Raw genomic sequence first — 14,372 nt, 5'->3', positions numbered from 1 at the left:
TCTCACAACTTCCTGCTATTCGGTTTTCAAAGACCAGATGCGTTCCGTGACAGACGAACAAAGTACTAAATCAAGCCGACATTGTCAAGAAGTTTTTTCCGGCCAAACTCCTTTTTTTCCGCCCCCAGCGACTCGGCAAAACTCTCCGCGTCAAATGGGACGCTGGTTATAACAACTATCACCCTCACCGTCAATACCTTTTTTTGTTCTTTTCCCTGTTTTTTTCGATAACCCCGAAAAATATGTTGTTAATCCGACAGTTGAATCGATAATAAAATCACTCGAAGGAACGGTTGTCGAATATACGACGCGTCTTACGCTCCGAACGCGGCAATGTACCCGCCGCCAACACCTCAACAGTGCACGATACCAGCATGGTGTGCTTGATACCGGCCGCAACTGCCTTCACAACCCGCTCATCGGGCAGCGCGGCGCCGTTGTGCGCCCGTTCCACGCGCACCAGCATGCTGTCCCGGCCGTCGGGACCGCGGTCGAACAGCACCTGGTATTCGCTGCCGATCCCCGGGACACGGTTCAGGGCCTCATCGATCTGGCCGGGGTAGATATTGACCCCGCGGAAAATGATGACGTCGTCGGAACGGCCGAGAATCCGGTCGTGGCGCGGCATGAAGCACCCGCAAGGGCATTCCCCCGGCAAAAGTCGGGTCAGGTCGCGGGAACGGTAACGGATCAGCGGCGCTCCCTCTTTGCACAGGGTGGTAAAGACCATCTCCCCGATCTCGCCGGGGGCGGCAGGTTCCAGGGTCAACGGGTCGAGCACTTCGAGGATATAGTAGTCGGCCCAGTAATGGATGCCGCTGTTCTCCCGGCATGACAGGCCAGTGCCGGGGCCATAGACTTCCGTAAGCCCGGTGACGTCGTAGATATCTTCAACGCCGAGGCAGTCGCGCATGGTATCGAGCATGGCGCTGCTGGAACGCTCGGCGCCCAGAATGATCTTCTTAAGATTGAGCTTATCTTTCAATCCTTTTCGCTGAACTTCCTCCGCCAGCAGCAGCCCCATGGACGCCGTGCAGCAAAACACCGTGGATTGCAAGTCGATCAGAAAGGCGGTTTGCAGTTCAAGGTTGCCGGGGCCCACCGGCACCGCCAGGGCGCCGAAACGTTCGCAGGCCTGCTGAAAACCGATGCCGGCGGTCCAGAGGCCGTAGCCCACCGCGATCTGCACCCGGTCCAGGCGCGTCAGGCCGGCCAGTTCGTAGCAACGGGCGAACATGGTCTGCCAGTCTTCCACATCCTTGCGGGTATAGCAGAGGACCTTTCGCTTGCCGGTGGTGCCGGACGAGGCGTGGATGCGCACCAGGTCGGCGAAGTCGGCCGCGCGCAGGGTAAAGGGATAACCCGCAGCCAGGTCGTCCGCCGTGGTAAAGGGGAGGCGGCGCAGGTCGTCCAGGCTTGTGATGTCGTCCGGCCCAATCCCGGTGGCCGAGAGGCGTTCATGGTAGAAGGCAGAATGTTCGAAGGCATGCCGCACCGTCCACTGCAGGCCGCGTAGTTGGTGGGCAGGGAGTTCTTCGATGGTGGTGATCTTCGGGGGAAAATGATTCAACATAGCAGGTATCAGCTCCGTGAATAATCAGTGGCACACATGGTATCAGGCTGCGCCGATACCGGCGGCAAGGGCTGCCAGGGCCCCTTCCAGCACGGCGGGCTTGTCGTGCAATTTCCGCCGCAGTACATTAGCCAATTCATCCTTCGTACAAAAAAGCCGACCCATGGACAGGGCGCGGCCGAGGACGATCAGGTTGACCGCCTGGGGGTTACCCAGTTGCAGGGCCAGCGTGTCGGCATCGATGGTAACAACCCCGGCCAAGGGGAATGGCTCCACGGCATTGGCCGTTATCCAGCCGTCCGGTTTCAGAAAGGAATTGTGAAGTTTCACATTCCCCGGCTTGAGGGCGATCAGGCCGTCGGCCTGGCCCGGACGCACCAGGGGGCTGGAGAATGCCCCGACCTTGAGGTGGGAGATGACGATGCCGCCCCGCTGGGCCATGCCGTGGGTCTCGGAGGTCAACACCGGCAACTCCTTGGCAATGGCGGTCTCCGCCAGGAGCCGGGTGATGAAGAGGATTCCCTGCCCCCCGACCCCGGAGATGATCAACTGTTGGGATATCATGGCTTCCCCCCTTCCTGACGGATCGCCTTCACCGGGCAGACATCGAGACAGACCCCGCAGCCGCTACAGATCATGACATCCACCACCACCTTAGCGCTGGCCTCATCGTAGACCAGTGCCGGGCACTCGAACTGGCTGGTGCAGTACCGGCATCCGGTGCATGCGGCATCCACAACCGCCTGGGGACGCTTTGCGTGCCGGACGCTCTTGTCCACCAGACAGGGGCTTTTGGCGATTACCACCGCCACCCCCTGGTCACGGGAAAAGGCCAGCGCCTCCTTGACCAGGGCGGTGAAGGCCGGCAGATCCAGCGGGTCGGCGCTACGGCAGAATTTCACACCGCAACCGGCCACAATCGAGGCGATATCCACCGCTTGACCTGCGGGGGTACCCTGGGAGGGGGTCGGCTGGTTGCCGGTCATGGCGGTGGTGCTGTTGTCCAGGATCACCAGGACAAAGCGGGCCCCCTGCACCACGGCGTCGATCAAGGGGGGGATACCGGCGTGAAAAAAGGTGGAGTCGCCGATGGTGGCCACAATGTCGCGTGGTTGGCCGGTCACCCGGTAGGCCTGATAGAATCCGGCAGCCTGGCCGATGGCGGCCCCCATGCACAGGACCGTGTCCACGCCGCCCAGATTCACCCCCAGGGTATAACAGCCGATGTCGCTGGGGTAGATTCCCTTGGGCGCCGCCTTCTTGATGGCATAGAAGCTGGCCCGGTGCGGACAGCCGGGGCAGAGGGTCGGGCGCTTGCCCGCCGCCGGAGTCGCTTCGGGTAGTTCCGGCAGGGACCTGCCGGCAAACCGGGCCAGAAGCCGCTCAATCGTCTCGGGCAACAGTTCTCCCGCCTCGGGAACAAAACCGGAAAGCTTGCCCTGCACCCGCCGGTAGTCGCGAAGCTGCATCTCGATCACCCCGGCGGTTTCCTCCAGCACCAGCACCTCGTCATAGGCGGAGCGAATCTCCTCCACAAAGGCGCTGTGCAGCGGATAGGGCTGAACGACCTGGTAAAACGCAAAGGAATCCCAGAGGCCGGAAGCGCTCGCCACCTCTTGCGCATGGGCGGCCGACACGCCGGAGGCGACCACGGCACGGCGGGTCCCGGGGTCACGGTTCAGGCAGCGGGGCGCGGTCGGCCCATAGGCGGCGATCCGTGACAAGGTTTCGTTGAGTTTGACGTGTAATTCATAACGAAATTTGGGGGTGGCGGCCCAGCGTTTGGGGTCTTTGCGGAAATCGGCTGTGCGTTGCAGATTCCGGACGGGACGGAGAAGGATGTCCTGGCAGGCGTGACAGACCCGGGTGGTGGGGCGCAGCATGACCGGCACCCCGAACTCCTCGGACAGTTGGAAGGCCAGACCGGCCATCTCCCGCGCCTCGGCCGGGGAAGAGGGGTCAAGAACCGGGATCTTGGCCTGCATGGCCACCAGGCGGGAGTCCTGCTCGGTCTGGGAGGAATGGGGGCCGGGATCGTCGGCGCTGATCACCACGAAACCGCCCACCGTACCGAGATAGGCGGCGCTCATCAACGGGTCGGAGGCGACGTTCAGCCCCACCTGCTTCATGGCGGTGGCGGCGCGCAGCCCGCTCTGGCTGGCGGCATAGGCGATCTCGAAAGCCACCTTCTCGTTGACCGCCCATTCCACGTGCATGTTCGCTCCCTCGGCCTTGCGCCAGGTGTCGATGGCGGAAAGAATCTCGGAGGCGGGCGTCCCCGGGTAGGAAGCGGCCACCACGCAGCCGTTCTCCACCAGACCGCGGGCCATGGCCTCGTTTCCCTGCATCAATATCGGTTGTTGTTCCGGCACATGCCTCTCCTCTGTCCATGACGTGCAAAGCGCTTATTCTCGTAACGTGAGACGGCTTTGTCAATACAAAATCGGCACGGGCAAAAGCAAACGGCGACCTTTGGGGCCGCCGTTTCGATCTACACTCTGTATGCTTATGTACTCATTAATGTCAGTAAATCTCGAAGAATTCACCGGTTCCCAGCTTATGCACCTTCATCAGATTGGTGGAACCGCGCGCCTCCACCGGCAGCCCCATGATGATGACGATAATATCCCCTTTGCGGTAACCGGCCGCCAGCATGTTGCGTTCAACCGCCATGATCTGCTGGTGCATGTCCGCCATACTGCCGATGCCGGTGGCGCTTACCCCCCAGTAGATGGAGAGCCGCCGTTGAATCTCCGGCGATGCGGTATAGGCGATGATCGGGAGGTGGGGGCGAAAATGGGAGATAAGCGCCGCCGTGCTGCCCGATTGGGTGAAGACGGCGATGGTCTTGGCCCCCAGGCTGGTGGCCGCCCGGCATGCCGATTCGGCGACCGCCTGGGCAATGCTGGGCGTTGACAGGCTTTTATCCACGGTACTCCAGAAATCGGCGTTCTCCACATCCTGAGCGATGCGGACCATGGTCTCCACCGCCTCGATCGGATAGTCGCCGGAGGCGGTTTCGGCGGAAAGCATGATCGCATCGGTGCCGTCCACAATGGCGTTGGCCACATCGGACGTCTCGGCCCTCGTCGGCCGCGGATTGCGGATCATGGAGTCCAGCATCTGGGTGGCGGTGATGACCGGTTTGCCTGCCTCATTGCAGGCCTGAATGATCTTTTTCTGGAAGACCGGCACCTTCTCGGCCTCGATCTCCACCCCCAGGTCGCCGCGGGCCACCATGACGGCATCCGTCGCCTGAAGGATCTTCTTGAAATTCTGCAGCGCCTCGGGCTTTTCGATCTTGGCCACGACCGGCGTGTTTTTCCCCTTCAGGTAGATGATCCGCTTGATCTGCTCCACATCCTCGGCGGTCCGCACGAACGAGAGCGCCACGAAATCCACCTCGGCATCGAGGGCAAAGTCCAGGTCGGCCAGGTCCTTCTCGGTCAGGGAGGGGGCCGATACATTCACGCCCGGCAGGTTGATCCCCTTGTTGTTCTTCAGCACGCCGCCGGTCACCACCGTGCAGCGGACGCGCTCCCCATCGATGGCCACGACCTTCAACTCCATCAGGCCATCGTCCAGAAGGATACGCGATCCGGGATGCACATCCGTGGGGAGGGAACGGTAGATAGTAGGAATAAGGCCGTCCCGGCCAAGGATGTCCTCGGTGGTGATGACCACCTCCTGTCCCTTGGTCAGGGTCATGGCATCGTTCGCCATCTTGCCGGTCCTGATCTTGGGTCCTTGCAGGTCGGCAAGGATGCCGATCTGGTGCCCTGCCTTTTCGGAGGCCTGCCTGATGATATGGATCAGTTCCTGTTTCTGGGCGTTGTCGCCGTGGGAAAAATTGAGACGAAAGATATCCACTCCGGCCGATATGAGCCGGGCCACCATGTCGGGCGACGAACTGGCCGGGCCGAGGGTGGCTACGATCTTGGTTTTGTGTACTGCGACTGCGGTTCTTGGCATTCATGCTCCTTCTGTGGAACGCCCTGTTCCGGGCGCTGCAATATATCAGCTACTTATGGTTGCTCTGTCGCACGTAATTCAATGTCCCCCCGGCCAGCAACTCCCTGCGCTGGCGCTCGGAGATATTCAACTGCATCATGACCTGTTTGTCCCCCACCTGTACCGGCACCTCCTCGGCGCCGCTCTCCACCAGACGCCGCAGGTCCGAGAAGGAGACCCGGTCCCCCTGGTTGAACAGATCGTAATCGGCCGGGTTCTTGAAGGTCAGCGGCAGGATGCCGAAGTTGACCAGGTTGGCCTTGTGGATGCGGGCAAAGCTCTTGGCCAGCTTGGCGCGTATCCCCAGGTAGCGCGGTGCAAGGGCGGCATGCTCCCGGGATGACCCCTGGCCGTAGTTCTCGCCCCCCACGACCACCCCGTTGCCGGCCGCCTTGGCCCGGGCCGGAAATTCCGGGTCAACCTGTTCGAAGACATGCTCGGCTATTGCCGGGATGTTGCTGCGTAGCGGCAACACCTTGTTGCCGGCCGGCATGATGTGGTCGGTACTGACATTATCCTCCAATTTAATGACCACCTCTGCCTGCAACGTATCCGGCAGCGCCTCGAATTCCGGGAACGGCACGATGTTGGGGCCGGTCTTGATCTCGACGGAGGCGGTCTCCTCAAGGGGAAAGATGATGCCGGAATCGTCCAGCAGATATGTGGAGGGGTTCTGCACCGCCGGATAGGCCTTGATGGTCCCCAGCTTGCGCGGATCGGTGATCACGCCGTAAATGCCGGCGGCAGCGGCGGTCTCTGGGGAGCAGAGATAGACCTTGTCCCCCTTCGTGCCGCTCCTGCCCGGGAAGTTACGGGGGAAGGTGCGCAGTGAAACCTGGTCGGTGCCCGGTGCCTGCCCCATGCCGATGCAGCCCAGACAGCCGGACTGGTGAATGCTTGCCCCGGCCATCAGCAACGTCACCACCCCGCCCTGGTCGGCCACGTTTTCCAAAACCTGGCGACTGCCCGGGTTGATGTGGAACGACACCTGAGGCGCAATCCGCTGTCCTTCCAGGATGCGGCAGACGGTCATCAGGTCGCGGAACGAGGAGTTGACCGAACTCCCCACCAGCACTTGGTCGACCTTGACTCCCTCCACCTCCCGTACCGTCACGACGTTGTCCGGCGAGGACGGGCAGGCGATCAGCGGTTCCAGCGCCGACAGGTCGATCTCGTCGTACTCGTCGTAGGTCGCTCCCTCGTCTGCGGCCAGGGGTTGCCAGCAATCGCCCCTCCCCTGGGAGACCAGAAACTCCCGCGTCCGCTCGTCCGAGGGGAAGATCGAGGAGGTGGCGCCCAGTTCAGCCCCCATGTTGCCGATGGTGGCGCGGTCGGTGGCCGAAAGCGTGGCCACGCCCGGACCATAGTATTCGATGACCTTGCCCACCCCGCCCTTGACCGTGTGGCGGCGCAACATCTCCAGGATGACATCCTTGCCCGAAACCCAGTCGGGCAGGCGCCCCACCAGCTTGACCCCCATCACTTTGGGACAGGGGAGGTAAAAGGGGTGGCCGGCCATGGCCAGGGCCACATCCAGGCCGCCGGCCCCGATGGCCAGCACCGATATGCCGGCAGCCGTGGGGGAGTGGGAATCGGCCCCCAGGAGCGTGATGCCCGGCACGCCGAAGCGCTCCAGATGCACCTGATGGGAAACACCGTTGCCCGGCTTGGACAAGTGCACGCCGTACTTCATGGCGGCGCTGGTCAGAAAGGCGTGGTCGTCGGCGTTTTTATAATCGGTTTGCAGCAGGTTGTGATCGATATACTGGGCCGCCAGCCCGACCTTGACCCGAGGCAGCCCCATGGCGATGAACTCCAGCATGGCCATGGTGCCGGTGGCATCCTGCAACAGCGTGTGGTCGATACGGATGGCAATCTCCCGGCCGGGGACCAGTTCCCCCTCCACCAGATGATGTTCGAGTATTTTGGTTGCAAGGTTCTGTGCCATTGTCATCATCCCCTTCCTTGGTAATCCATACTGTAATTAGTATATCAAATAACTCCATATTCTTAGCGGGCTATTGAAAAAATCAGGTTGTTCAAAAATAGTCAGATCGTCGCACCCGCAGAATGCCCTGAGGAGGCGTAGCAGCGCTACGTCGCACGAAAGGGTGTTCGAGGACGGCGGCGAGATGGCTGTTTTTCAACAACCTCTCAGGCGTGAATCGCCTCCTTGTGCACATCCAGAGCCGCCTCCCGCACCGCTTCGGGCAGGGTCGGGTGGGCATGGCAGATCAGGGCGATATCACGGGCCGTGCCGCCGAAACTCATGATGGCGACCGCCTCGGCAATCAGGTCCGAGGCCCGCGGTCCGACGATGTGCACCCCCAGAACCCGGTCCGTATCCTGATGGGCCAGGATCTTGACGAACCCTTCCGTTTCATCCATGCAGCGCGCCCGGCCAAGGGCGGCAAAGTTGAAGCGGCCGCTCCGATAGGGGATGCCGGCCTCCTTGAGTTGTTCCTCGGTCTGCCCCACGCAGGAGCCTTCCGGCCAGGTATAGACCACGCCAGGAATATATTCGTACTCCACCACCGCGACCTTGCCCGCCATGCGTTCCACGCAGGCCACCCCCTCTTCCGAGGCCTTGTGGGCCAGCATCGGGCCGGGGACCAGGTCCCCTATGGCGTAGATGCCCGGTACGGAGGTCTGGTAATCCGCATCCACCGCCACCCTCCCCTTCTCGTCCAGCCGTACCCCGACCTCTTCCAGATTGAGCCCGGCCGTCAGGGGGCGGCGGCCAACGGCCACCAGCAGGCGGTCGCAATCGATTTCCTCGCTGCCGGTACCGGCGTTGTACTGGACAATGGCCTTGCTGCCGATGCGGCGCACCCCGGTGATGCGCGTCCCCAACTTGAATTGGATGCCCTGTTTGCGCAGGGAGCGGAAGAGGGTATCTCCCGCCTGGCGGTCCATGACCGGCACGATCTGGGGCATCATCTCTATCACTGTTACCTGGGCTCCCAGGCGGCGCCAGACCGACCCGAGCTCCAGACCGATGAAGCTGCCCCCGGCAACCACCAGGTGTTGAGGAAGCTCGTCGAAGCAGAGCGCCTCGCGGGCGCTGACCACCACCTGCCCGTCAAAGGGGATGCCGGGGAGCGTGGCTGCCTCGCTGCCGGTCGCCAGCAGTACCCGCTGGGCCTGGAGCTTCACGCTCGTTGCGGCGTCCGGCAGCAGGCTCTGCTGACCGGCGGGCGTTGTTGCCTCCGCGAGCGCCACTTCGACCTCCTGATGACCAAGGGCGTTGCGCCCCACAAGCCTTCCTGCGCCGCGAACCCACTCGATCTCGTTCTTCTTGAAGAGGTAGGCGATACCGTCGGTGTTCTTTTTGACCACGTCGTCCTTACGGCGCATCATGGCTTCCAGGTTGAGTTGGGGCGGGGCGATGTCGATGCCGTGCACAGGAAAGCGATCCCGCGCCACGGCAAAAAATTCGCTGGAATCCAGCAGAGCCTTGCTGGGGATGCACCCCTCATTCAGACAGACGCCACCCAGGGCATCGCGCTTTTCAACAACGGCGACCTTCATCCCCAGTTGCGTGGCACGGATGGCGGCAACATAGCCGCCCGGTCCGGCGCCGATGACGATAAGATCGAATATGTGATCGGACATGACTGAATCCTCCGTGTGGAATTTAGCAGACTGTTGAAAGACCCAGGTTGTTCAAAAATAGTCAGATCGTCGCACCCGCAGAAGGCCCCGCGGAGGCGTAGCAGCGCTACGCCGCACAAAAGGGCTTTCGAGGACGGCGGCGAGATGGCTGTTTTTCAACAACCTCCTAAGGCGTCCCCTACCCTTCCAGCAACAACTCCTCTGGGTCCTCGATATACTCCTTGACGCTTTTCAGGAACCCGACCGCCTCGCGACCGTCGATGATACGATGATCGTAGGAGAGTGCAAGAAACATCATGGGGCGAATGACGATCTGGCCGTCCCGCACCACCGGGCGCTCCTGAATGGCGTGCATGCCGAGAACGCCGCTCTGAGGCGGATTGAGTATGGGGGTGGAGAGCATGGAGCCGTACACGCCGCCGTTGGAGATGGTAAAGGTGCCCCCCTCCAGGTCGGAGATGGCCAGGCGATTCGTCTTGATCTTCTCGCTGAAACCGTTGATGGCCTGCTCCACCTCATGGAAATGGAGACGCTCGGCGTTGCGCAGGATCGGGACCACCAGCCCTTTCTCACCGCCCACGGCGATGCCGATGTCGTAGTAATGGTGGTACACGATGTCGTCGCCGTCGATGCTGGCATTCACGGACGGGAATTCCCGCAGCGCCTCGACGCAGGCCTTGACGAAAAACGGCATGAAGCCGAGCTTGACGCCGTGGCGTTTTTGGAAGTGGTCCCGGTATTTGTCACGCAACGCCATGATGTGGCTCAGGTCGGCCTCATTAAAGGTGGTGAGCATGGCGGTTTCCCGTCGCACCGCCACGAGGCGTTCGGCGATGCGCTTGCGGATGGGGGACATGGCCCGGCGTTCTTCCCTCTCGGCCGCGTAAAGGGGGGCCTCCTCCGAGTGGACCCTGCCGCTGGCTCCACTCGGTGCTGCGCCCGGCGCAGGCGGGGCAGAAGCGACAGCCATGCCTTGGGGGGGGGCAGGAACAGCGGGAACATCCGGGGAGGGAATTGGTGCGGCCACGCCCTGTTGAGATTTTTCCGCGATGCCGCTGAACAGGTCGTCCAGGGTGATGCGTCCCCCCTTGCCGGTCCCCACGACCGAGGCGGGATCAATCCCCTGTTCGCGCATTTCCCGGCGGGCGGCCGGCGACGACGGCGTAGCGGCGGGGTCAGCCGCCAGCGGCTGCACCGGGGCTGCCGGTGTTGGTGCCGCCACTGTCGCAGACGGCACAGCGGCAACGGCGACCGCAGCCTGTTGCTCGTCGATGGAGCCGATGACCGTGCCGACCGGTATGGTCGTACCCTCGGCCACTGTGATGGAGAGCACACCGGCCGCGTCGGCGTTGATGTCCAGCGTGATCTTGTCGGTTTCGATCTCGCACAGCGCTTCGTCCCTCTTCACGCTCTCGCCGCTCTTCTTGAACCACTTGGCCAGCAACGCTTCCCGGACCGATTCGCCTACCTCGGGCACCCGTATTTCCATGAGCAAAACTCCTTAGAAAAGGTTCCATCACCGTTTCATGAGAACGGACGGTGTTTTATTTTAGCGCATTTTTTCCGATACGCCAGCAAAAACAAAGGGCGGCCCTGCTGCGGTCGCCCCTCTGAAATCAGTTATCACCAAAAAACATTTGCCACAGAGCACAATAGACACGGAGGTAACAAAATCTAAAAAGTGCATCATCAGGGAGCTACGTGATGATTCTCCGTCCCGGCGAAGGTCCCGGGTGAAAAACTCCGTGATTTTTTCTGTGGCTTCGGGGCTCTGTGGCCCAACTGCCGTTTTTCATGGTTGTGTGTTTGAGACTATCTGCATTCCAGACCGGTCTTGAGGCTTACCAGGTTGTTCCTCATCAGCGCGAGAAAGGTCACGCCATGTTCGAAATCGCTTTTACTGATATTGTGGGCACCGTGCAGCAATAGGACCGAGGCGCCGCTCTCCTTGGCGATCATCTCGGACACGCGCGGCGAGAGCAATTCCTCGCTGAAGACGTACTTCAGCCCTGTGACCCTGACCTGTTTGACCAGCGCCATCAGCTTGGCCGGGGTCGGCTCGGCATCGGCGTTGACGGCGGACGCGGATTCGTACTGGAGGCCGTAACGGTTGGCGAGATAGCCAAAGGCATAGTGGCCGCCATGGAGAAAGGACTTCTTACCACAGGAGGACAACCCGGCCTTGTATTCGGCATCGAGCTTTTTCAGTTCCCCCCGGTAGGTATCGGCATTGGCCCGGTAATACTCCCTGTTGGCCGGATCTTTTGCCTCCAGGCCGGCTGCGATGTTGGCCACCATGATCTGGGCGTTGCCGAAGTCGAGCCAGATATGGGGGTCCATGCCGCCACCATGATGGTGGTCCCCTTCGTGGCCGTGCTCCTCCTTCTCCTCTTCAACGCCGGCCTTCTGGAACGTAACCCCCGCACTGGAATCCAGCAGGGTAATGGTGCCGGTATTGAGCCCTTTGACGAAGCTCACCGCCCACGGTTCCATGTACGAGTTGGTGAAGATGAACAGATCCGCCTTTGCCGTGCGCAGCGCATCTTCGGGCTTCGGCTCGAAGCTGTGGGCTTCCACGCCGGGCGGCAGGAGCAGTCTGACGTCGACCTTGTCCCCCCCGATGGCCCGGACAAAATCGTAGAGGGGGAACAGGGTGGTCACGACCACGAGTTTTTTGGGGCCGGCGGCGGGCGGCGGGGTAGTTTGCTTCTGACAGGCACCGGTAAACAGCAGGCACGTCAGCAGTGAAGCTGCGATGAGTATGTGTTTCATGTCGATCTCCTCGGGACAAACCAGGTATGTACATCGGTGGAGCAAGCCGAACAGGGAGATATAAATAGAAATTATTTTCACTTACTTGTCAAGCAGAGTCTTGACCGTGAAAATAAAAGGAGCCGGTTGGGGGCTGCTAACGGGATGTTTGAGATAGAAAATAAAAAACGGTTCGAGGCAAAAAAGTGCCGGGCATTCAGTTGCGAATGACCGGCACTCTCATCGGCATACTCCATGGCTTTCACAGGGAAAGCCGATACCGGTTATCACTATTTCTTGAGAAACTCCCTGCCAAAGGGCGACATCTGGCGCAGGTGGGCGATGATGGGCGGCAGTTCGCGGATGACAGTGTCGATCTCCCCGGCAGTGGTGTAGCGGGAGAGGGAAAAGCGGATCGAACCGTGGGCACAGGTAAAGGGTACGCCCATGGCCCGCAGCACATGGGACGGCTCCAGGGAGCCGGAGGTGCAGGCGCTGCCGGACGAGGCGCAGATGCCCAGTTCGTTGAGCAAGAGCAGGATCGCCTCGCCCTCCACGAACTCGAACGCGATGTTCACGGTATTGGGCAGACGCTCGGCCGCCCCGCCGTTGATGCGGGCATGGGGGATACGGGCCATCAACTCGGTTTGCAGACGGTCACGCAGGGCCTTGACCTGGCTGTTCTCGATTGCCATGTTCTGCCCGGCAAGTTCGCAGGCCTTGCCCAGGGCGATGATGGCGGCGGCGTTCTCCGTGCCGGCGCGGCGGCTCTTTTCCTGGTGCCCCCCCACCATGAAGGGACGGAACGGGGTGCCGCGGCGCAGGTAGAGCACGCCGATCCCCTTGGGCGCATGCAGTTTGTGGCCGGAAAGGGACAGCAGGTCGATCTTTGAAGCCGCCAGGTTGATCGGAACCTTGCCCACGGCCTGGACGGCGTCCGTGTGGAACAATGCCCCCTTGGCCTTGACGATGGCGGCAGCCTCCTCGATGGGGAAGATCACGCCGGTCTCGTTGTTGGCGTACATCAGCGACACGATGGCGGTATCGGCGTCCACTGCGGCCTTCAACTCCGCCATGTCCAACTGCCCCTCGCTGTCCACGCCGATCTCGGTCACCCGATACCCCTTCTGGGTCAGGTTGCGGCACTGGGTCAGCACGGCCGGATGCTCCACACGGGAGGTGATGACGTGACGTTTTTCCGGGAAGACTTCCAGGGCTGAACGGATGGCGGCGTTATCGCTCTCGGTACCGCAGGCCGTGAAGATGATCTCGTCCGGTGAGGCCCCCAGGAGGGCTGCCACACGCTTGCGGGCCTCGTCCACCTTCTGCTGCACCTGGCCGCCGAAGAAATGCATGGAACTGGGGTTGCCGTACAGTTCGCAAAAATAGGGGCGCATCTCCTCAAAGACCGCTTCGTCCACCTTGGTGGTGGCGTTGTTGTCCAGGTAGATCTCCTTCATGCCGCGACCTCCTCGACAACGATATCCTCCGCCACCAGGTCGCGCAGCTTCTGCTCGACTATGCGGGAGGTGAAACCGGAAGAAGAGCAGCCTGCGCACGCCTTACGGAAGGCCACCTGCACTTTGGGACCGTCGATGTCGATCAGTTCCAGGTCGCCGCCGTCGGCCCACAACAGCGGCCGGATATCCCGTTCCAACACTTCCTGAATCATCTGCATCTTCTTCATGTTGGAGAGTTTCTCCGGGCGTTTGCGCGGTTCTTCGGACTCCTGCTTGCCCATCACCTCGGCGATCAACTCCTTGATCCTGGGAATGCAGCCGCCGCAGCCGCCGCCGGCCTTGGTAAAGTGGGTCACCTGTTCGGCCGTGGTGAGCTTGTTGGTCTCGATCACCTTTTTCAGGAACACGTCGGTGATGCCGAAGCATTTGCAGACAATGGTCCCCTCCTGGTCCGGGTAGGCTGGGCCGTGATCATGGTCATGGTCGTGGGGTTTGACTTCATGGCCGCGATATTTGGCAATGGCTACCTCCAGCGCTTCCTGCCCCATCACCGAGCAGTGCATCTTCTCCTCCGGCAGTCCGCCCAGAAATTCGGCGATGTCCTGGTTGCTGATGGCCAGGGCCTCGTCCAGGGTCTTGCCCTTGACCATCTCGGTCAGGGCCGATGATGAGGCGATAGCGCTGGCGCAGCCAAAGGTCTGGAACTTGGCGTCAACGATCTTATCCTTGTCGTCGTCCAGCTTGAGATACAGTTTCAGGGCGTCGCCGCAGGCCAGGCTGCCCACTTCGCCGACGGCGTCCGCATCGGGTATATCCCCCACGTTACGGGGATTCAGAAAATGTTCTTTCACGGTTGGTGTATAGTCCCACATGGTGATGATCTCCTCGCCTTTTTAGGTAAATTTGCTTTACAACCTTAAAAACATATAAACAGGGGTGGGCAGAATGACACGGCATCTTCT

Annotated in this window: 10 protein-coding genes; all 10 read right to left on the bottom strand. The window is 61.3% G+C overall.

What is annotated here, in order from left to right; all coding sequences use genetic code 11:
- Window positions 1-277 precede the first annotated feature (277 nt).
- The 10 genes from ET418_RS12870 to nifU all read right to left on the bottom strand — a co-directional run bounded on the left by ET418_RS12870 (window position 278) and on the right by nifU (window position 14,282).
- A complete protein-coding gene (locus ET418_RS12870) occupies window positions 278-1,573 on the bottom strand; it encodes a phenylacetate--CoA ligase (RefSeq protein ID WP_149308101.1) in 1,296 nt (431 codons plus the stop codon).
- 42 nt (window positions 1,574-1,615) lie between these two features.
- Window positions 1,616-2,137: an indolepyruvate oxidoreductase subunit beta gene (locus ET418_RS12865; protein ID WP_149308099.1), complete on the bottom strand. Its 522-nt coding sequence runs from the start codon at window positions 2,135-2,137 to the stop codon at window positions 1,616-1,618.
- Complete coding sequence (locus ET418_RS12860; RefSeq protein WP_275937959.1) at window positions 2,134-3,945, bottom strand: thiamine pyrophosphate-dependent enzyme; 1,812 nt, start codon at window positions 3,943-3,945, stop codon at window positions 2,134-2,136. The genes ET418_RS12865 and ET418_RS12860 overlap by 4 nt, the downstream gene beginning before the upstream one ends.
- 151 nt (window positions 3,946-4,096) lie before the next feature.
- Window positions 4,097-5,545: a pyruvate kinase gene (gene pyk / locus ET418_RS12855; RefSeq protein WP_149308097.1), complete on the bottom strand. Its 1,449-nt coding sequence runs from the start codon at window positions 5,543-5,545 to the stop codon at window positions 4,097-4,099.
- 49 nt (window positions 5,546-5,594) lie between these two features.
- A complete protein-coding gene (locus ET418_RS12850) occupies window positions 5,595-7,532 on the bottom strand; it encodes an aconitate hydratase (RefSeq protein ID WP_149308095.1) in 1,938 nt (645 codons plus the stop codon).
- Between the two features lie 206 nt (window positions 7,533-7,738).
- Entirely contained in the window at window positions 7,739-9,199 is a 1,461-nt protein-coding gene (gene lpdA, locus ET418_RS12845; protein WP_149308094.1) for a dihydrolipoyl dehydrogenase, read from the bottom strand.
- A gap of 178 nt (window positions 9,200-9,377) precedes the next feature.
- Entirely contained in the window at window positions 9,378-10,688 is a 1,311-nt protein-coding gene (gene odhB, locus ET418_RS12840; RefSeq protein WP_149308092.1) for a 2-oxoglutarate dehydrogenase complex dihydrolipoyllysine-residue succinyltransferase, read from the bottom strand.
- Window positions 10,689-11,011: 323 nt separating this feature from the next.
- Window positions 11,012-11,971, bottom strand: a complete 960-nt coding sequence (locus ET418_RS12835) for a metal ABC transporter solute-binding protein, Zn/Mn family (RefSeq protein ID WP_149308090.1) — start codon at window positions 11,969-11,971, stop codon at window positions 11,012-11,014.
- Between the two features lie 269 nt (window positions 11,972-12,240).
- The gene (nifS, locus tag ET418_RS12830; protein ID WP_149308088.1) at window positions 12,241-13,410 is read right to left on the bottom strand and encodes a cysteine desulfurase NifS; all 1,170 of its coding nucleotides are present in this window, start codon (window positions 13,408-13,410) and stop codon (window positions 12,241-12,243) included.
- Window positions 13,407-14,282 (bottom strand): Fe-S cluster assembly protein NifU, encoded by an 876-nt coding sequence (gene nifU, locus ET418_RS12825; RefSeq protein ID WP_149308086.1) that lies wholly within the window; start codon window positions 14,280-14,282, stop codon window positions 13,407-13,409. Before nifU ends, nifS begins: the two co-directional genes overlap by 4 nt.
- Between the last annotated feature and the right edge of the window lie 90 nt (window positions 14,283-14,372).

This window comes from Oryzomonas rubra, from assembly GCF_008369015.1.
Classification (GTDB): domain Bacteria; phylum Desulfobacterota; class Desulfuromonadia; order Geobacterales; family Pseudopelobacteraceae; genus Oryzomonas; species Oryzomonas japonica.
Note: the sequence above shows the minus strand (reverse complement) of the source record. Positions and strands in the feature narration are given on the sequence as shown.